The 18,256-nt window shown below is 72.3% G+C and carries 14 protein-coding genes and 1 pseudogene; 8 read left to right on the top strand and 7 right to left on the bottom strand.

Annotated elements, in window-relative coordinates:
- Positions 1–7 precede the first annotated feature (7 nt).
- Together ACFVGW_RS04215 and ACFVGW_RS04220 are read left to right on the top strand one after the other, a co-directional pair.
- Positions 8–1,195 carry a sensor histidine kinase gene (locus tag ACFVGW_RS04215; RefSeq protein ID WP_385850703.1) on the top strand — a complete coding sequence of 396 codons (1,188 nt, stop codon included), beginning with the start codon at positions 8–10 and terminating at the stop codon, positions 1,193–1,195.
- Positions 1,192–1,848, top strand: coding sequence for a response regulator (locus ACFVGW_RS04220; protein WP_385850704.1), 657 nt, complete (start codon positions 1,192–1,194; stop codon positions 1,846–1,848). The genes ACFVGW_RS04215 and ACFVGW_RS04220 overlap by 4 nt, the downstream gene beginning before the upstream one ends.
- A 102-nt stretch (positions 1,849–1,950) precedes the next feature.
- Here the strand turns inward: ACFVGW_RS04220 and ACFVGW_RS04225 are convergent, their stop codons facing one another.
- Positions 1,951–3,114, bottom strand: a complete 1,164-nt coding sequence (locus ACFVGW_RS04225; RefSeq protein ID WP_385850705.1) for a substrate-binding domain-containing protein — start codon at positions 3,112–3,114, stop codon at positions 1,951–1,953.
- A gap of 215 nt (positions 3,115–3,329) precedes the next feature.
- Here ACFVGW_RS04225 and ACFVGW_RS04230 point away from each other — a divergent pair, with 215 nt between their 5' ends.
- Together ACFVGW_RS04230 and ACFVGW_RS04235 are read left to right on the top strand one after the other, a co-directional pair.
- Positions 3,330–4,085, top strand: coding sequence for a GntR family transcriptional regulator (locus ACFVGW_RS04230; RefSeq protein ID WP_385850706.1), 756 nt, complete (start codon positions 3,330–3,332; stop codon positions 4,083–4,085).
- A 355-nt stretch (positions 4,086–4,440) separates the two neighbouring features.
- Positions 4,441–4,848: an ATP-binding protein gene (locus tag ACFVGW_RS04235; protein WP_385850707.1), complete on the top strand. Its 408-nt coding sequence runs from the start codon at positions 4,441–4,443 to the stop codon at positions 4,846–4,848.
- 63 nt (positions 4,849–4,911) lie between these two features.
- On the opposite strand, the gene ACFVGW_RS04240 is transcribed toward ACFVGW_RS04235, so the two are convergent.
- Both ACFVGW_RS04240 and ACFVGW_RS04245 read right to left on the bottom strand, forming a co-directional pair.
- The gene (locus ACFVGW_RS04240; RefSeq protein WP_385850708.1) at positions 4,912–5,742 is read right to left on the bottom strand and encodes an isocitrate lyase/phosphoenolpyruvate mutase family protein; all 831 of its coding nucleotides are present in this window, start codon (positions 5,740–5,742) and stop codon (positions 4,912–4,914) included.
- Between the two features lie 69 nt (positions 5,743–5,811).
- A complete protein-coding gene (locus ACFVGW_RS04245) occupies positions 5,812–6,885 on the bottom strand; it encodes a substrate-binding domain-containing protein (RefSeq protein WP_385850709.1) in 1,074 nt (357 codons plus the stop codon).
- A gap of 204 nt (positions 6,886–7,089) precedes the next feature.
- On the opposite strand from ACFVGW_RS04245, the gene ACFVGW_RS04250 reads away from it, so the two are divergent.
- Complete coding sequence (locus tag ACFVGW_RS04250; RefSeq protein ID WP_385850710.1) at positions 7,090–9,531, top strand: polysaccharide lyase 8 family protein; 2,442 nt, start codon at positions 7,090–7,092, stop codon at positions 9,529–9,531.
- 150 nt (positions 9,532–9,681) lie between these two features.
- Positions 9,682–10,443 (top strand): heparin lyase I family protein, encoded by a 762-nt coding sequence (locus tag ACFVGW_RS04255; protein ID WP_385850711.1) that lies wholly within the window; start codon positions 9,682–9,684, stop codon positions 10,441–10,443.
- Positions 10,444–10,839: 396 nt separating this feature from the next.
- Here ACFVGW_RS04255 and ACFVGW_RS04260 read toward each other — a convergent pair.
- Positions 10,840–11,622, bottom strand: a pseudogene (locus ACFVGW_RS04260) (DUF817 domain-containing protein); the annotation flags it as partial.
- 262 nt (positions 11,623–11,884) lie between these two features.
- Between ACFVGW_RS04260 and ACFVGW_RS04265 the strand changes: the two are divergent.
- Positions 11,885–13,132, top strand: a complete 1,248-nt coding sequence (locus ACFVGW_RS04265; protein ID WP_385850712.1) for an extracellular solute-binding protein — start codon at positions 11,885–11,887, stop codon at positions 13,130–13,132.
- Between the two features lie 88 nt (positions 13,133–13,220).
- Here ACFVGW_RS04265 and ACFVGW_RS04270 read toward each other — a convergent pair whose 3' ends face one another.
- Both ACFVGW_RS04270 and ACFVGW_RS04275 read right to left on the bottom strand, forming a co-directional pair.
- Positions 13,221–14,303: a polyprenyl synthetase family protein gene (locus ACFVGW_RS04270; RefSeq protein WP_385851005.1), complete on the bottom strand. Its 1,083-nt coding sequence runs from the start codon at positions 14,301–14,303 to the stop codon at positions 13,221–13,223.
- An 11-nt stretch (positions 14,304–14,314) separates the two neighbouring features.
- The gene (locus ACFVGW_RS04275) at positions 14,315–15,469 is read right to left on the bottom strand and encodes a tetratricopeptide repeat protein (protein WP_385850713.1); all 1,155 of its coding nucleotides are present in this window, start codon (positions 15,467–15,469) and stop codon (positions 14,315–14,317) included.
- A gap of 279 nt (positions 15,470–15,748) precedes the next feature.
- Between ACFVGW_RS04275 and ACFVGW_RS04280 the strand changes: the two genes are divergently transcribed.
- Positions 15,749–16,633: a DUF4436 family protein gene (locus ACFVGW_RS04280; protein WP_385850714.1), complete on the top strand. Its 885-nt coding sequence runs from the start codon at positions 15,749–15,751 to the stop codon at positions 16,631–16,633.
- On the opposite strand, the gene ACFVGW_RS04285 is transcribed toward ACFVGW_RS04280, so the two are convergent.
- Complete coding sequence (locus ACFVGW_RS04285) at positions 16,630–18,144, bottom strand: alpha/beta fold hydrolase (protein ID WP_385851006.1); 1,515 nt, start codon at positions 18,142–18,144, stop codon at positions 16,630–16,632. The two genes, ACFVGW_RS04280 and ACFVGW_RS04285, sit on opposite strands and share 4 nt — an antisense overlap.
- Positions 18,145–18,256: the final 112 nt, after the last annotated feature.

An 18,256-nucleotide genomic window follows, 5' to 3' on the forward strand; every position in this document is an offset into this window, starting at 1 on the left:
TGGCGGCATGGCCGCCACGCCGCTCTCCCGCTGGCCTCCGCGGCGCGTCGACGCCCTGGTCACCGCGGTGGTCGTCGCCCTCGGTATCGCCGATTCCTGGGTGAAGCCGTCCAGCGGTCTGCTGACCGGTCTGCCGACACCGGTGATCGCGGCCTGTGCGGCGGCGGTCGGCCTGAGCCTGTGGTGGCGCAGACGCCAGCCCCACCTGGTGGCGGTGTTCGTGACGGTCATGCACGTGGTGTCCTTCACCCCGGTGGCGCTCGCCGCCGCGATGTACACCGTCGGCAGCCTGGACCGGCGGCTGAAGGTGCTCTGCGCGTACGGCGTGGCCGGGTTCGTCGCCGGTCTCGCGGGGCTGCGCGGAGGGCTGCCGAACGCCGGGATCCGGGAGGCCGCGTACTCGCTGGCCGCGATCGTCGGGCCGCTCGCCGTCGGCTACGCGGTCGGTGTACGGCGTGATCTGACGGCGGCCGTGCAGGCCCGGGTGGCCGTCCTGGAGCGCGAGAACCGGCTCATGGACGAGCGGGCGAGGGCCGAGGAGCGGGCGGAGATCGCCCGGGAGATGCACGACGTGGTCGGCCACCGGGTGAGCAACATGGTGCTGGCGGCGGGTGCCCTGGAGTCGGGCCCCGCCGCGGGGGTTCCGGAGGCGGCCCGCACGGCCGAGCTGATCCGGTCCGACGGCCGTCAGGCGCTGGAGGAACTCCGCGAGATCCTCGGCGTGCTCGCCCCCTCCCGGGTGACGGCCGGAGAGGGGGCGGGCGTACGGGCCGCGGTGCCGTCCGGGCCGGACACCGAAGAGCTGTCCGACCTCGTGGCGCACGCGCGTGAGCGCGGCCAGGAAGTGGAGCTGCGGGTGAACGGCCATCCCGAGATCCTGCCGCTGCCGATGCAGCGCGCCCTGCACCGGATCGTGCGCGAGTCGCTGACGAACGCCGCCAAGCACGCTCCGGGCGCGACCGTGCGGGTGGACGTCGACTGCCGGGCCGACGGCGTGCACCTCTCCGTCGCCAACACGGCCCCCACCCGCGCCGCTTCGCCCGACCTGCCCAGCGGCGGGCACGGGGTGGTGGGCCTCAGCGAGCGGGTCGCCCTGCTCGGCGGGACACTGACCGCGGGGCCGCACGACGGGGGCTTCCTGCTCTCGGCCTTCATCCCCCACCGCCGGGGAGCACCCTCACGAGGAGCGCCATGAGCATCCGTGTCCTGCTCGCCGACGACAACGAGATCACCCGGCGCGGACTGCTGTGGATCATCGACGCCGGCGACGGCATGGAGGTGTGCGGCCAGGCGGTTGACGGGGAGGAGGCCGTCGTGCGGACGGAGGAGACCGGGCCGGACGTGGTTCTCCTCGACATCCGGATGCCCTGCGCCGACGGCCTGGCCGCCCTGCCCCGGCTGCTCGCGCTGCCGAAGCCGCCGAAGGTGCTGATGCTCACCACCTTCCACGACGACGAGCAGGTACGGACGGCGCTGCGGGCCGGGGCCTCCGGGTTCCTGCTCAAGGACACTCCGCCGGAGGAGCTGCTGCGCGCGATCCGCGACGTCCACGGCGGGCGGTCCGCCCTGGGCCCGCCGGTGGCGAGGCGGCTGGTGGACGGCCTGGTCCGCGGCGCGCCCGCGCTCGGTCCCGAGGAGCAGGGCCGGCTCGACTCGCTCACGGGACGCGAGCGGGACGTCCTCCGGCTGCTCTCCCGGGGGCTCACCAACAGCGGCATCGCGGCCGAACTCGGCACCACGGAGGGGACGGTCAAGGGGTACGTGAGCGCCGTCCTGGCCAAGCTGGGCGCGGAGAGCCGGGTCCAGGCGGCCCGCGTGGCGTTTCGCGCGGGCCTGGACGCGGACTGATCCCGCCCTGCCGAGCGCCGCCTCGACGGGAAGAGAGGGATCGGTATTTCGATCCATCGATCAGTACGATCGATCGAACCACTTTGAAGGTTCCTACAGTTCCTACAGTTTTTCCGGCGGAGTCGCCCCCGGACGCCCCTCGGCCGACTCGCCGCAGGACGCGCGGACCCGCAGCTCGGGAAGCAGATCGAGGTGGCGCCGGGCACCGGCGGCCGCTCCGGTGGCGTGTTCGCGCACGCGCTGGAGCAGCAGGGTGGCGGCGGTGTGGCCCACCTCGTACTTCGGTGGCGCCACGGCCGTCAGCGGCAGGTCGGAGAGGGCCGCCACATCGTCGTCGTACGCGACCAGGGCGAGGTCGTCGGGAACCCGGATCCGTCCGCCGAGCCCACGCAGGCTCTGGAGCAGCAGAATCGCGTCGGTGTCGCTCAGCACGATGGCGGCGGTGACCTTCCCCTCGGCCACCAGCCCGGACAGCCGCTCCGCGGCGGCGTCGATGCCGGCCGGGGCGCGCTCACCGGGCTCCAGCACGATGGGCTCGACCGCAGGGGCGGTCACCCCGAGGGCCCGCAGCGCCTCCTCGTACCCGGCCCGCATCTGCACCGTGGTCGGGCTGTCTCCGGCGACGAGCACGATCCTCTCGTGCCCCAGGCCGACCAGGTGCCGGACGGCGAGCCCTGCGCCGCCCGCGTGATCGGTGCAGACCCGGTCGAGGCCGGCGGCCCCTGTCCCCACCTCCCCCCGGCGCTCGAGGAGGACCGCGGGCACGGGAACGTCGCCCTCGGTCTCCGCTCCCCCGATCCCGCTCGGCCAGCTGGGCGTGAGCAGCAGACCGTGCACGCCCGCCTCCAGCATGCGCCGGATCTGGGTCTCGTCCTGGTCGAGCCGGTAGTTGGAGTACCCCAGGACGAGCCGTCCGCCGGCCGCCGTGACGGCTTCCCTCGCCCCCCGGACGACCTCCCCGAAGTAGTGCCGGGACTGCGGGACGACCATGCCGACGACCACGTCCTGCGGTTCCCGCGCGCGCTCCGCGGAACGGGACTCGGGAAGGGCCTGTGGCGTACGGCCCCGGGGTGCCGGGGTGCCCGGCCAGTGGACGGCCCCGCGGACCCGGTCGAGGCGGCCTACGGACGCCAGCGCCTCCACGTCCCGGCGCGCCGTGACGGCGGAGATCCCCAGGTGCTCGGCGAGGTCGGCCACGCGCAGGCTGCCGTACTCCCGCACGAGCTCCACGATCCGCTCATGGCGTTCGTCCACCGTGTACCGCACACCGTCTCCCGTTCGCCCTGGTCAGCCCTCCGCCCCTGGCAGATCACCCTACTCGTCCGATCAGAACGGGCGATTTCGAGCGATCGCTCGATCGATCTTGACGATCGAAAGAGCGATCAATATGGTCGCGGCATGACCGCCACGTTCCCCGTGGGTCCACCGCAGCCAGGAGGCGGTCCACCCGGGGGATGCGGCATTCCCCCGAAAGGAACACCGTGCCCGGCGCACCCGGGGCCGTACCGCTGTACATGCGGCTGGCCGAGCAGATCATCCAGGACGCCCAGCGAGCCGGAGGCGCGACCTCAGGGCTTCGCAGGATCCCCGCCGAACGGGTGCTCGCCACCTCGTTGGGGGTCAACCGGCAGACCTTACGGCGGGCGCTGGAGCATCTGCGGGCCCGCGGCCTGGTGCACACCGACCGCTCGGGCACCTATACGTACACGGGTCGTGCGGTGCCGGCGCGGCCGACCGCGGGGGCACTCCCCCAGCCGCTGTTCCCCGTCGGCGCGGCCTTCGACGGCCTTGCGGTCCGCTCCCACGCCCACCTGTCGTACGAGCCCGTACCGCCACCGGTCGAGGCGCTGCTCGGCCTCGCCACCGAGCAGCCCACGCTCGTCCACCGCCATGGGCTCACGCTGTTGTGCGGGGAGCCGGTCCAGGAGACGATCTCGTACTTCTCCCCCACCGCGGTCGCCCATGTGCCCCGGCTGGGCAGGCGGGTCCGCAGGCTCCGTACCCGGCCCGCCCAGTCCGAGCCGGACCTTCGCCATCTGTACCTGTGGATGGTCGAGTCGGGGCTGCAACCCGTCCGCCGTGACCGGGTGCGGGTGGACCGGTCCGGCTGTGAGCGGATGTGGCTCGCGGTCCGGCAGTTCGTGCACGACCAGTTCGACCGGCCGCTGGAGGTCACCGACCTGCGGGTCGACCCGGCGCGCGGGGAACTCGACTACGCGTTCGTGGTTCCTTCCTGAGCAGTCCGGCCTTCCGGTCGCCTCGCGCCGGGGTCGCGGCTATTTCGATCAGGGCGATCGAAAGTCAGGGCCGGGGGCGCGATCCGGGCCCGGGACCGGATCGCGCGGGACCCCCCACTTTCGTCACTTCGGATGCCGACCATGGGCACCGGTTCGGGCCTGGAAGCGCCGGGACGATGGAGGAGTGGCGCGGCGCCGCCCTCCTCTCCCCCTCCTCGGCAGGGCGGCGCCGCACCCCGGTGAATGCGGCACTGCTGATCCCGTGGACACGCGCCGTCGACGCGACGGCCGCCACGGAAGCGATGAGGGGGACCGTTCCGCCCGACAGGGGCGCACCAGAGACCTGGAGTTCGCCATGAACGCACACAGCGGTATCGCCGTCCTCCCCCGCCATCCCCGCGCTGCGGCCGACGCCCGGCATGTCCTGGACCGGATCACGCCCGACGGCGGCGACGAGGTCGACATGGCGGCCCTGCTCCTGAGCGAGATCGTCCAGAACGCGGTCCGGCACGCGGACGGACCGGCCATCGAGGTCGCCCTCGGCTACGACCGCAGCGCCGGCGTGGTCACCGGAGCCGTCTTCGACACGAACCCCCACATGGGTTCGGGGGCGCGGTCGAGCCGGGACGAGCAGGACACCGTCGAGACGGAGCTGGAGTCGGGCCGGGGGCTGGACCTGCTGGACGCGGTGGCCGGGGCTTGGGGAGTGACCACCGTGGGCGACCACGGCAAATGGGTCTGGTTCACGGTCCACGCCGGCTGAACCGCGGCCCAGCGCGGTCTTGGCGATGGGCGGCAGCGCCCGTGGCCGTGTGCCGGCCGCGTCTCAGCGCGCGCGTCCGGCAAGCAGCACCGCGTTGAGGGTGGCGTAGTCGAATCCGCCCTCCAGCGCACCCGTCGTGCCGTTCTCCAGCAGTTCGCGGGCGGCCCGCCGGACCAGCCCGTACGCCGCCTCGGCGATGGAGGATCCCGCGCTGACGCGCGCGGCTCCCGCTGCGGCGAGTTCCGGTACGGGCAGTGTGCCGGGGCCGGCGAGCACGTTCACCGGCAGGGGCTGGGAGGCCACGAGTGTCCTGACCGTCTCCGCGTCCGGGGTGCCGAGAACGAAGACGCCGTCCGCCCCGGCCGCCGCGTAGGCGCGGGCACGGGTGAGCGTCTCGTCCAGCCAGGCCGTGCGGTCACCGGGCGGAAGGCGGTGCGTGTCGATGCGGGCGTTGACGAACAGCGGGACGCCGGCCCCGTCCGCGGCCGCGCGGGCGGCCGCGATCCGTTCGGCCTGTTCGGCGACGGGCCGCAGGGTGTCCTCCAGGTTGATCCCCACGGCTCCGCTCGCGAGAACACCCCGTACGGTCTCGGCGACGCCGTCCGGGTCGGCCGCGTAGCCGCGTTCGACGTCGGCGGTGACGGGCACGTCGACCACGGCCGTGATCCGGGCGATCGCGTCGAGTGCCTGATCGCGGGTCAGGTGATCGCCGTCGCCGTGACCGAGCGACCAGGCGACCCCGGCACTGGTGGTCGCGATCGCCCTGGCGCCCGCCGCGGCGACCACACGGGCGGACGCGCCGTCCCACGCGTTGGGCAGGACCAGCGGCGCGCCCGGCACGTGCAGGGAACGGAACAGCTCGGCCTTCTCGAGAAGTGTCGCCATGAACGACATTGCACCACGAGGCAGCGGGGAACGATCCGGCCCGCAGTCCGGTGGCCCGAGGCGGACGCGGAGGACCGCTCAGCCGCCGCTGGAGGAGCGCGCCCGGAGCCTCGGCAGGACGAAGAGCCGGTGCCTCGGAGCGTCCGGCTGGTCGAGCCTGCGGACGAGCAACTCCACGGCGGCGGAACCGACTTCGTGCTTCGCGGGGGCGATCGCGCTCAGCGGGATGTCGGCGAGCCCCGCCACCTCGTCGTCGTACGCCACGATCGCCACGTCGCCTGGCACCTGGATCGACCGCGCGCGCAACCGTCTCAGCAGTACGAGCGCCTCCTGGTCGGGATGGGCGATGACGGCGTCGACGCGGCCCTCCGCCGCGGCGTCGAGCAGCTGCTCGAAGGGGCCGTCGTGCTCCAGGCTCCCGGGCCCCGCGTCCCCGGTGTCGAAGACGGACACCGAGCCGGGCGTTTCCAGCCCGGCGGCGCGTACGCCGGCCTCGAAGCCCTCGATGATGCCCTGTGCGGTCGGGCTGGTCCCGCGGACGAGCAGCATGATGCGGCGGCGGCCCGCCTCCACGAGGTGCCGCACGGCCAGGCGTGTTCCGTGCACGTGGTCGGACACGACATGGTCGATCCCGGCGACCTCGTCCGCCTCGGGGCGGCGCTCCACGATCACGACGGGAACGGGCAGTTGCTCGTACCAGCCGCGCGGCCCGGACGGGACCACGAGCAGTCCGTCGATCCCGTCGCCGACCATCCGTTCGACCTGTGCGCGCTCCTCGTCCGCGTCGTACCCCGAGATGTCCAGCACGAGCCGGACGTTGCGGGCGGCGGCGGCCTCGCGCGCACCCTTGATCACCTCGGGGTAGTAGTAGTCGGCGGACGGCACGATCAGTCCGATCACGCGCTCCCGGCCGCCACGGGACGCCGCTGCGGGCGCCGCCTCGGCCGTGGCGGTCTCTGCCCAGGTCTCGGGAAGCATGGCCCCGCCGTGGACACGCGCGACCAGACCACGGTCCGCGAGGATCTCCACATCACGGCGGACGGTGACCGGGGAGACGCCCAACTCGGCAGCGAAGTCGCTGACTCGGAGCGAGCCTTCTTCCCGCAGTCTCCGCAGGATCGCCTGATGCCTGTGTTCCGCGTGCACTGCCACGCTCCCCTCCGAAGACACCCCAGTTCACGGGCAGTGTAGCCATCCTCTGATCGATCCTGTCTGTTTTGCTTTGAATGGACAGTCGGTGGCTGTTCCTGTCCAAAGTGTTGCTGTCCTGCTTTTCTGCGTGTTAGAAACCCCACGCTTACGAGCCAGCGACAGCGCCGAGGCAACGACGCGCTCCTCCCGTAAAGGTCGTCTCCCATGCCATCTCCCTGGCGCCGCCGCACGTTCCTCCAGGCCGCGGGCGGGGGCACGCTCGCCCTCGGACTCACGGGGACGCTCGCGCACCCGTCCGCCGCCTCCGGCGTTCCCGCGTCCGACGGGGCGTCCGCCGCCGCGTCGGACGCCGAGTACGACGCGCTGCGCGGAAAGTGGCGCGACCTCATCCTCGGGACGGGGTTCAGTCCGACGGCGGAGCCTTACCGGACCATCCTCGGCGGGCTCGGCGCGACGGCGGCCGGCTACCGGGCGACCATGGCCCCGGCGAGCGGCTCGCTCTGGCCGGGCCGCTCCTGGACCGACCCCGAGCCCGACCTCGACGCGGAGTCGTACGCCTTCTCGGCGGTCATGAACGACAGCTACAACCGGCTGCGCACCATGGCCGAGGCCTACTCCCAGCCGGGCACCGGGCTGACCGGGGACGCCGGGCTCCGTGACGCCGTCATCGCCGGCCTCGACCACCTCTACGCGGAGGTCTACAACGAGACCACCGCGCGGTACGGCAACTGGTACAACTGGCAGATCGGCGCACCACAGGCGCTGATGGACACCTGCGTACTGATGTACGACCACCTGTCGGCGGAGCAGATCGCCTCCTACTGCCGGGCCGTGGACGCGTTCGTGCCGGACTCGGTCTTCGCCTCGTACACGGGCACCAGTACCGGCGCCAACCGGGTCGACCTGTGCCGGGGAGTGATCCTGCGCGGGATCGTCGGCAAGGACGCGGGCAGGATCGCGCTGGCCTCCCAGGCGCTGGCCCCGGTCTTCCCGTACGTCACCTCGGGTGACGGTTTCTACGCCGACGGATCGTTCGTCCAGCACCGCAACGTCCCCTACATCGGCGGGTACGGAGCGGTCCTGCACGACGGTGTGGGACGGCTGCTCGCCCTGCTGCGCGGGTCGAGCTGGGAGGTGCGGGACGCCGGCACCCAGCTCTTCCTCGACACGATCGAGAAGGCCGTCGCACCGTTCATCTACAACGGTCTGATGATGGACAACGTCAGCAGCCGGGGCATCAGCCGCGTCGGGACCAGCGACCACCAGCGCGCGCACGGGCTCATGGCGACCATCCTGCTCGTCGGTCAGGGGGCGAGCGCCGAGGAGAACGCCCGCTGGCGCGCGATGGTCAAGGGCTGGCTGCAGCGTGACTACCACTACCCCGCACTGAAGAACCCCGGACTGAGCCTGATCAGGGCCTCACTCCTGCAGGCCCTCCAGGACGACACCGCCGTCGAGGCCGCCCCCGAGCCCGTCGAGCACCGGCTCTTCCCCGACATGGCACGGGCCACCCATCGCCGCCGCGGCTGGGCGGCCTCCCTCTCCATGGCCTCGAACCGCATCGCCCACTACGAGTTCGGCAACGGCGAGCACGCCCGCGGCTATCACACCGGCGCCGGCTGGCTCTCCTGGTGGGGCAGCGACTTCGGTCTGGAGCAGTACTCGGACGCCTACTGGCCCACCGTCGACCCGTACCGTCTGCCCGGGATCACCGCCTCGCGCAAGCCCCTCGCCGACGGCGAGGGCGGCAACTGGGGGCAGCCGATGCCGGACGCCGCCTGGGTGGGCGGCACCACCGACGGCGAGTACGCCGCCGTCGGTCAGCACCTCAAGGGCATCTCCAGCACCATGGAGGCCAGGAAGTCCTGGTTCTGCCTCGACGACTCCATCGTCTGCCTCGGGGCCGGCATCACCTCCGCCGACGGTCACTCCGTCGAGACGACCGTCGACAACCGCGCGCTCGGCGCCGCCGGTGCCCCCGGCCTGACGGTCGACGGCCGAGCGCAGCCGGTGACGCAGGGCTGGACCGCCACCTTCGACGACGTCGAGTGGGCCCACATAGCCGGGCAGGCGGGGTACGTGTTCCCGGGCGGGGCCAGGATCGGAGCGGTCCGCGAGGAGCGCACCGGTTCCTGGAGGGAGATCAACACCGGCGGCACCCCGGACCCGATCACCCGCCGCTATCTGACCCTCTTCACCGACCACGGCGTCGATCCGGCCGACGGCGACTACGCCTACGTCCTCCTGCCCGGGGCCAGTGCCAGGTCCACCGCCCAGCGGGCCTGCGACAAGGGGTGGCTGCGGATCCTCGCCAACTCCGCCGATCAGCAGGGGGTACGGGTCCCGAAGCTGGGCTTCACCGCGGTGAACTTCTGGACGGCGGGCACCGTCGACAGGATCCACGCGGGCGGCCCCGCCTCCGTCCTCGTACGGGAGCACCGCAACGGCACGGCGACGATCGTCGTCTCCGACCCGGCCCGCCAGGCCACCTCGCTGAACATCGTCTGGAACCGCAGGGTGAGCAAGGTGCTCTCGAAGCCCGCCACGGTCACCGCCGCCACGACCGGCGCGTCGCTGAAGCTCACGTTCGGCGACCTCACCGGCCGGGCCGGCGCTCCCCAGAAGATCACCGTACGCCTCGGCTGACCCGAGGACCGGGGAGGCGCCGGCCCTGGCCCGCGTGCCGCGCACGGACAGGACGGCGCCTCCCCGGCCGCGAGGTCGCACCTCCCCCCACCTCACCCGGGGTGCGCGCCTCTCCAGCGGAAACCGCCCACTCCCCCACCGGAGGAATCCATGCGTCACGGCACCGTCCAGGGCACCACCTCACGCTTCTCCCGGCTTCGGACGTCCCGCCCCCGGCGAGGACGGCTGTTCGCCCCCACGGCGCTGGCCGCGGCTCTCGCGCTTCTCCCGGCGACACCCGCGCACGCGTCGGTCGAGTGGAACGGCGACGCGGACAACGGCGGCACCGCCGTGTTCGCCTCGGTGCTCTGCGACTCCCCGTCGTACGTGTACCAGCCGGACTGGAACGACGGCCGCGGGAAGATCTTCGGCTTCACCAAGGCGGCGGGCTCCGAGCGGTGCGAGGGCCACGGCATCGCCGGCCGCACCCTCACGTCCGGCAGGACGTACTGGTTCGGCTGGGAGTCCATGACCAAGACCGGCAACGCCCAGACGGTCTTCCAGTGGAAGTCGTGGGGCACCGGTGACGAGCACGACCAGAACTACCCGGTGATCATGAAGGTCGAGGACAGCCGGCTGAAGATCTGGTACGTCGCCCCGGGCGAGCAGTGGATCTCCGTCGGCAGCGTCGCCTGGACGCCGGGCACCTGGAACAAGATCGAGCTGGGCATCGACGCCCAGGCCTCCACCAGCGGTTCCTTCACCCTGTACGTCAACGGCCAGCTGGTCGCCGACCGCCAGAGCGCCCGCACGTGGGACGTTCAGGGCAATGTGCCGCGCTGGGGCTCGTACGGCTCCACGATCTTCGACGTCGAGTCGGTGCACTGGGTCGACGGCCTGAAGATGGGCACGACGCGGGCCGACGTCGACTGATACGTCGATCCGTCTACCGCCGCTGAGACACGTCGATCGGTCGTACCGCCGCGCCGCCGGCGTGTGTGAGTCCACCGTCAGTCCACCGGTTCGTCCACGGCGGAGCCTTCCTTCCCCTCCTGGTCGGTTCCGTCGTCCTCGGCACGGTCCCGGCGCGCGGTGCCCGCCACGTCGGTATGGGGCAGCTCGCTGTCGGGCCAGTCCGGTACCGGTATCGCCAGGGGGTCCTCACCCTCCGCCGACTGCTGGTTCTGCGGGTCGCGGGGAAGCGGCTCCGCCGTCTCCCCGGGATCGTCCGGAGTGCTCATCCTGCTCACCTTCCTCTGCCCTCGGTCCTGCGCCGGCCGAGACGGCCCTTTCCTTCGGCTGCTGACCGCTGTGGGAGGACGCAAACCTCGGCGCCGTCCCCGCCGAGCCGCCCCGGGTGCGCGCGACGAGGACGAAGGTGACGCTGATGAGGAGGGCCCAGGCTCCGAATTTGGTGAGCGGGACGGGTTGCCAGCCGTCGAGTTGATGGGGGTAGCTCCAGGCGCCGACATAGGTGGCCGCGTTCTCCGCGACCCAGAGGAAGAACCCGATCAGCGCGAAGGCCAGGGCCAGCGGCATCCGTTGACGGGCGGTGCCCACCGTGAAGTGGACCCAGGTTCCCGCCGTCGCCGCGAGCAGCAGGAGGGCCAGGACCAGTCGTGCGTCCGGGAGCCAGTGGTGGGTGAAAAAGTTGAGGTACACCGCGGCCGCGAGGGCGGCCATCAGGCGCGGCCGGTACCGGGACAGCGACAGGTCCATGATCTTCCACGCGCGACAGCAGTAACTGCCCACGGCGCTGTAGAGGAACCCGCCGTACAGAGGAACGCCGGCGACCTTGGTCACGGCGTCCTCCGGGTAGCTCCACGAGCCCATGTGCACCTTGACGAGTTCGAAGAGCAGCCCCACGACATGGCATCCCAGGATCACGGCGGTGTCCCGGGGGCCGTCCCAGCCGGCCTTCCGGGCGAGGACCGTCAGGGCGACGCCGTAGATCAGGAGCAGGTCGTAGCGCGCGACCGGCAGATCGCCGGGCAGCACCCGCGAGGCGCCGATGCCGCCGACGAGGGTGACGGCGAAGGCGACGGCACGCACCTGGTCGAGCCCGAAGCGCCAGAACTGGGCACACCCGTGGGCGATCCGCTGGAAGGTCATGCCGGAGCAGACTGCCGATCGGCGGCCGTTGGTTCCGTCGGACGTCCCGGACCACGGCCGCTCCGGACATCGCGGAAGATTCTACGCGCGTCGTCTTCAGTTCCGGCATATCGGAAAACACCATTCGGAATCTTCCCCGTTGGAGCTATCACCACAACTGGTCGCCAGAGGGCCGAATACGCCCCTGGCCAGGAGAGAATTCCGGACGCACTGTCCAAAAAAAGATCAAGAGGAAAGATCCGTGCGACGAAGACTCTTCGGCATGACCGCCTCCGTGGCGGTATTCGGAATACTGGGATCCCTCGTCACCGCCTGCGGCGCGTCCGACGACAGCGGGACGACGCTCCGTCTGGTGGCCCCCGAATACGGGGACAGCCCGGCGACCAGTTCCAAGGTGTACTGGGACAGGCTGACCGCCGCCTTCACCGCCGCCCACCCCGACAAGAGGGTCGAGGTGACGCTCTGTCCGTGGGCCGACGTCGACCGTGTGGTCACCCACATGGTGGAGGAGGACAACGCCCCGGACGTGGCGCTGATGGGCGCGTACTCCGACTTCGCCGCGCAGGGCCGCCTCTACGCCGCCGGCGAGGTGATGTCGATCAGGACGGAGTCGAACTTCCTGCCTCCCCTCGCGGAGGCGGGCTCGGTCGACAACACCCTCTACGGCCTGCCCTTCGTGGCCAGCAGCCGGCTGCTCTTCTACAACCAGGATCTGTTCGACGAGGCCGGCGCCGAGCCGCCGAAGACCTGGTCGGACCTGAAGGACGCGGCCAAGGCGCTCAAGAAGGAGGGGGTGCTCTACCCGTACGCCCTGCCGCTCGGCCCCGAGGAGGCGCACGCCGAAGCCATGATCTGGGAGCTGAGCAACGGCGGCGGCTACACCGACAGCACCGGCAGCTACAGCATCGCGTCCCCGCAGAACACCCAGACGTTCCGCTGGATCAGGGACAACCTGGTCACACCCGCTCTGACCGGACCGGTCCCGCCGGCCGAGCTCAACCGGCAGGACGCCTTCGCCGCGTTCCTGCGCGGCGACGTCGGCATGGTCAACGGCTATCCCTCGCTCCTCCACAAGGCGAGGGCGAAGGGCATGAAGGTCGGCACGCTGCGCATGCCCGTGTCGGACACGCTCGGCGACGCGACGACCCCGCCGACGGCGGGTGTCGCCGACTGGATGATGGCGTTCAAGCGGGACGGCAACCGCGAACTGGTCACCTCGTTCCTGGACTTCGTCTACGAGGACAAGAACCTCAGCGAGTTCGCCGCGCGCTACCACCTGCTGCCGTCGACGGTGTCCGCCACCCAGGCCTCCCAGTACGCGGCGGCCGACCCCGGCGCCGAGCAGTTCCTGACCGCACTGCGCACGGCCGAGCTCTACCCGGTCAACGAGCCGTCCTGGCTTCAGGTCAGCAACACCATCAAGCGCAACATCGGCAAGGCCGTCGCGCCGTCCGCCGACCCGAAGCTCGTCCTCGAGCAGATCGCCCAGCAGGCCCGGGACGTGTCGTAGAGGCGTCGACCCGACGTCCATCTCGTCGCCCGCACAGCGCCCACAAGGTGCGCGGAGCGACGACCCTCCCGCCTGCGACGCCCCGCGATCACCAGGTGCGGTCGAGCAAGTGGGCGAACAACGCGTCCAGTTGATGTGCGGCGGTCCCCGTCAGCGGCGTCTCTCGCAGGGTGTGGCACGCGATGTCCAGATGCCGGCGGGCTTCCTCGCGCGTCGCGATCCGGCCGCCCGCCTCCTCCACCAGCGCCGCGACGTGCTCGGCCGTATCCCCGTCGACCCGCCGGCCGGAGTCGAGCAGCGCCCCGAGTTCGCGCGCGGCCCTGCCCTCGCCCGCCAGTGCCGTGAGGACCGGGTACGTCTTCTTCCCCTGGCGCAGATCCGCGTGGACGGGTTTGCCGGTCACCGCCGGGTCTCCCCAGATGCCGAGGATGTCGTCCACCGCCTGGAAGGCGAGACCGAGATGGCGCCCGGCCCGTTCGAGAACGTTCACGGTCCGGTCGGGCGCGCCGCCGAGGACCGCGCCGAGCGCGATCGCGCAACCCAGCAGGGCGCCCGTCTTCTGCTCGGCCATCATCCGGTACCGGTCCGGCCCGACCGCGTCGGGTCCCCGCCAGGGACGGTGCTCGAAGCGCAGGTCCTCGGCCTGCCCTGACACCAGTGCGTTCAGGGTCCGGGCGAGGCACCGTACCGCGGCCGCCGTGTGCCGGCCCCGGGCCTCGGCGAGGCTTGCCACGGCCTGGGCGAAGAGCGCGTCGCCGGCCAGCACGGCCGGGCCCGTCCCGTAGGCCTTCCACACCGCCGGGCGCCGCCGGCGCAGGGCGTCGGCGTCCATGATGTCGTCGTGGAGCAGGGAGAAGGTGTGCACGAGTTCGACGGCCACGGCGCCGGGGACCGCGTCGGAGCCGTCCGCACCGACGGCCTCGGCCCCGAGGACGGCGAGCGCCTGCCGCACCCCCTTGCCCTCGGATCCGCCGGGCTCGGGGTTCCCGGCCGTATCGGCCCAGCCCAGCGCGTACGCCGCCATCTCGCCGGTCCAGGGATGCAACCGGCCCACCGCCTCCACCAGCGCGGGCCGGACCAGTTCACGGCAACGCTCCAGGACGTCGGCCACCGAACCGGCCGACGAACCGGCCGGCGGGCATACCGGCGGGCGGACGGGCGAGGGCGACATCGGAAGGGCGCTCACCGCAGCGCCTCCACGTCCGCCGTCCTCAGGGCTTCCGCCCCGACGGCCGGCAGCAGCGCCTCGGCCGCGCGTGCTCCGTCTTCTCCTGCGTGATCCGGCAGCGGCGCCACCCCCAGCTCGGCCGCGGCCTTGTCCACCATGTCCCGGGCGTGCCGCAGCCCGATGCGGTCCAGCGTCGAGCGCAGCTCGGCCAGTTCCGCGGCGGTGTTCGCGGCGTCGCGGCCCAGCCGGGCGCGGGCCTTGACCAGTCCCAGCCTCGACAGCGCCGTCCCGCGTGGCTCCTCCATCTCGCGGAATTCCTCCAGTGCCCGCGCGTACAGCTCACGGGCCTGCTCGTACCGGCCCGCCCGGTACAGCACGTTGCCGCGCATCTTGTGGTTGTACGCGAGCGCGCTGGACAGCCGCATCTCGCGGCACGCCTCCTCCGCCTGCGACAGCAGGGAGAGCGCGCGCTCGACGTCCCCGTCCCGCACGGACACCACGTCGGCGATGCCCCGCAGTGCCCACGCCCACCCGCGCTGGTCCTCGGCGCGCGACGCCGTCTCGGCCGCCTCCTCGAACAGGATCAGCGCCTTGTCGTAGGAGCCGGTGTTGCGGTGCATCTGCGCGATGCCCTCCAGCGCCCACACCGTGTGCCGGGCCTCGCCACGCCGGCGGGCCTCGGCGAGGAGCTGTTCGTGGAGCCTGCCGACGGCCTCGTAGTCGCCCTGGATGCGCCCCGTCTCGGCGAGCCCCGCCAGTGAGTAGCCCCGCACGACGACGTCCTCGCCCCGCTCACCCGCCTCGGCCGCCAGCCCCAGCAGCCGGTACGCGAGCCTCAGCGCACCGCGCTGCCGGGCCAGCGTCCCGCCGCTCCACAGCGCCCACGCCATCGCTCCTTCGTGACCGGCCGAACGCGCCGCGCGGAAACTCGCCTTCCACGCCCGGTCCGCCTCCTCGATCCGCCCGAGCCGTCGGCACGCCTCCGCCACGGCCAGCCCGCACCGCGCCGCCTCGCGCAGGTCTCCGGCCCGTTCCGCCGCCCGGAGCTCCTCGACGCCCCGGGCGAGCACCTCGGGCAGGGAGGAGTTCACCGACAGGGACCCGAGCACCCCCTGATACTCCGGCGCCGACGCCTTCGCCCGCCCGGCCTCACGTACCTGACCTGCCATCAGAACCTCCTCAGGTCGACTCGACGATCAAGCCGACGCGAGGAGCAAGACGTCGGTCACGGGCGCGGGTTCCCCGTTCGGCGCAATGTCCGTCTCGGTGCTGGCACCGGGTCATCCTCGAGTGCTACACGGCCGTCGGAAGGTCCTCAGCGAGACGTACACCGGCACCTCCGCGGTGACCGGCCCTGGAGCACCTACAGTGGCGGTCTGTGATCGAAGGCCCTCCCACGGCACCGCGCGGGAGGGGCCCGTCGCCCCTCTCACCTCGTCGGAGTCACCATGGCCCCGCCCTCGCACCCGCCCCGCCCACGCCGTTTCGGGGCGTCGATGCTGCCGGTCCTGCTGCCTCTGGGAGTGCTGATCCTGGTGGCGGTGGCCGTGGGGTCGTGGCTGCAGTTCACCGAACGACAGGCCAACGACACGGTCCACACGGTCGGATCCGGGGCCGCCGACCGGGTGGACGTGGTGGCCACGGTGCAGAGCGTCGACGCCGCGGGGAGAGAGCTCGTCCTGCGGGTCCGGGTCGTCCCGCGCGGGAGCCTCGGCGAGGAGGAGGGGACCGCCCCGACGGAGGATCTCAGCCTCCAGACCTCCATGGCGACCCTCAGCGACCTGGCGTTCCCGGCGCACGAGCGGCTCGCGCCCAAGGACGTGCAGGTCGCGATCACCGGTGGATCGATCGGCGACTACCCCTTCGACACCTACCGGACGGACCTGGAGTTCTGGGCCCTGATGGGCGGCGAGCCGGTGCCGGTGCGCATGCTCTTCTCCAACAACGAGACGCTCTTCGCCATCTCCGCGACACCCCCGCCCTCGGGGGAGGAGGCCGTGGTGGAACTGGCGCTGGCCCGCTCGGGCAGTCTGCTCGTCTTCGCGGTCTTCATGATGGTGGTGATGTGGGCGCTGGCGACGTCCGTGCTCCTGGGGGCCTGGTATCTGACGACCCGTAGCGAGGGTGTGGTCTGGCCGGCGCTCGCCTGGATGGCCGCCACGCTGTTCGCTCTCTCCGCGTTCCGCAACACCGCCCCCGGCACGCCTCCGATCGGCTGCGTGATGGACTGGTTCGCCTTCTTCTGGGCCGAGAGCATCATCGCCCTGTGCCTGCTCGTCGTGGTCAGCACGGGCGTCCGCGCCGCTCTCCGCGCGGACGCCCGGCTCGCCTAGGACCGGTTCTGGGGCGCGATCTCGAACCGCGGCGGCTGGAGACCCGCGAGGCAAGCGGTGTCCGGCGCGGTCGGGGTGGCGAAGAAGGACGTGGTGATCGTCTGCGCACACCGCGAGTCGGCGAAGACCACGTGGGCCACGTAGGGGATCGTGACGGCGGTGGACCGGCTCAGCGTACGGGCGGCGTACGGTCCGCTGCTGGGCGCGGTCTGGGCGTCGAACCCGCCGGACAGGACCAGGGTCGGGATGTCGCTGCGGGTCACGCTCCGGATCGAGCGCGGTGCCGCGGGGACGTCCCAGGCACGGCAGTCCGCGTGGAGCCAGGTGAGGAGCGGGGCGTTGGCCAGGACCGAGCGGGGGAACGACGGGAACAGGCGCCGCCCCGCGCGCAGGACGTCCTCCTCACTCTCGTACGGCGTCCACTCGCTGCAGAAGACGCCGAAGGCGAGCCCGTGGGCGAGCCTGCCCACGGCCTGCGGGCTGAGCTTCCCGCCCGCCCACTGCTCGGCGATCCGCTGCGGGTTGCCGCGGGCCAGCTCGTCGATGGAGCGGGGCACCCCCTCCGCGAGATGGCTGGCGAAGGTCAGCCAGTTCACCAGGACTCCGCCGTCCAGTACGACCTTGACCGGCGCCGGCTGCCCCGGGACCGTGACGGTCGTCGTGACCGGTCGGGCCTCGAGTTCACCGACGAGGCGTTCGAAGGTGCCCTTCAGGTTCGGGTAGCGGGTGTTGCAGGCCGCCTGGTCCGCGCAGGCCTTGAAGATGCCGTCGAATCCCTCGCGTGCGGCCTTCCAGGTCACCGCCCCGCCGGCCAGGGACGGCGGCAGGACTCCGTCGATGCCGACGGACCGGATGCCCTTCGGGTGCAGACGCATGTACTGGAGCGCCAGGTCCGTGCCGTAGGAGATGCCGAACACGTTCCACTGCCTGATGCCCAGCGCCCTGCGCAGACCGTCGTAGTCGGCGGCGCTCTCCGTGCCGTTGTAGGCGCTGAGGTCGACGCCGCGGTCGGCCAGGCGGTCGCGGCACTCGCGGGTCGCCTCGACGTGCAGGCGTCCGGTGGACCGTGCGCCGAAGACGAGGTCGAGGGCGTCGGCGACGAACTCGTCGACGTTCGGGCAGGTGAGCTCCGGGTCGGCCGAGTACGTCCCGCGCTGGGACATGAAGACCATGTCGCGGTCACGGTTCAGCCCGCCGGCGAGCGCCATCGGGATCTCGGAGACCGCGTCGTCGCCGGGCCCGCCGGCGAACCACACGATCGGGTCGGGTGCCGGCGTCCGGGTGGCCGCGGGGATGATCGCGACCGCGAGGGTGATCGTCCTGCGCCCCTTGTCCCCCTTGTGCCGGGACCGCTTCTCGGGCACGGTGAGCGACCCGCAGCGGGCCGTTTCGAGGGCGGGGATCGGGTCCGCCGTCCTCGGGCAGGGGCCGGGTTCGAAGCGGGCGTCGCCGGCCTTCCGGGCGACCGTCCCGAGCGGTTCGCCGGTGCCGGACTCGGCGTGTGCGGGCATCGCGGCGAGGCCGGCGACGAGGACGCCGGCCGTGACTCCGGCCAGCGTGGCCACGAGCCGGTGCGACGTGTACCGGTGCTGCGCGGGACCGTGCGGCGCGCGCCGGTCACGG

Origin of the sequence: Streptomyces sp. NPDC127129 (assembly GCF_042671585.1) — a bacterium.
Taxonomy (GTDB): domain Bacteria; phylum Actinomycetota; class Actinomycetes; order Streptomycetales; family Streptomycetaceae; genus Streptomyces.

Excerpts from the sequence above, each read along its gene's own strand:
- ACFVGW_RS04215 (WP_385850703.1), top strand. The coding sequence starts at position 8 with ATGGCCGCCACGCCGCTCTCCCGCTGGCCTCCGCGGCGCGTCGACGCC.
- ACFVGW_RS04220 (WP_385850704.1), top strand. The coding sequence starts at position 1,192 with ATGAGCATCCGTGTCCTGCTCGCCGACGACAACGAGATCACCCGGCGC.
- ACFVGW_RS04235 (WP_385850707.1), top strand. The coding sequence starts at position 4,441 with ATGAACGCACACAGCGGTATCGCCGTCCTCCCCCGCCATCCCCGCGCT.
- ACFVGW_RS04240 (WP_385850708.1), bottom strand. The coding sequence starts at position 5,742 with ATGTCGTTCATGGCGACACTTCTCGAGAAGGCCGAGCTGTTCCGTTCC.
- ACFVGW_RS04250 (WP_385850710.1), top strand. The coding sequence starts at position 7,090 with ATGCCATCTCCCTGGCGCCGCCGCACGTTCCTCCAGGCCGCGGGCGGG.
- ACFVGW_RS04255 (WP_385850711.1), top strand. The coding sequence starts at position 9,682 with ATGCGTCACGGCACCGTCCAGGGCACCACCTCACGCTTCTCCCGGCTT.
- ACFVGW_RS04265 (WP_385850712.1), top strand. The coding sequence starts at position 11,885 with ATGACCGCCTCCGTGGCGGTATTCGGAATACTGGGATCCCTCGTCACC.
- ACFVGW_RS04270 (WP_385851005.1), bottom strand. The coding sequence starts at position 14,303 with ATGTCGCCCTCGCCCGTCCGCCCGCCGGTATGCCCGCCGGCCGGTTCG.
- ACFVGW_RS04275 (WP_385850713.1), bottom strand. The coding sequence starts at position 15,469 with ATGGCAGGTCAGGTACGTGAGGCCGGGCGGGCGAAGGCGTCGGCGCCG.
- ACFVGW_RS04280 (WP_385850714.1), top strand. The coding sequence starts at position 15,749 with ATGGCCCCGCCCTCGCACCCGCCCCGCCCACGCCGTTTCGGGGCGTCG.
- ACFVGW_RS04285 (WP_385851006.1), bottom strand. The coding sequence starts at position 18,144 with ATGCCCGCACACGCCGAGTCCGGCACCGGCGAACCGCTCGGGACGGTC.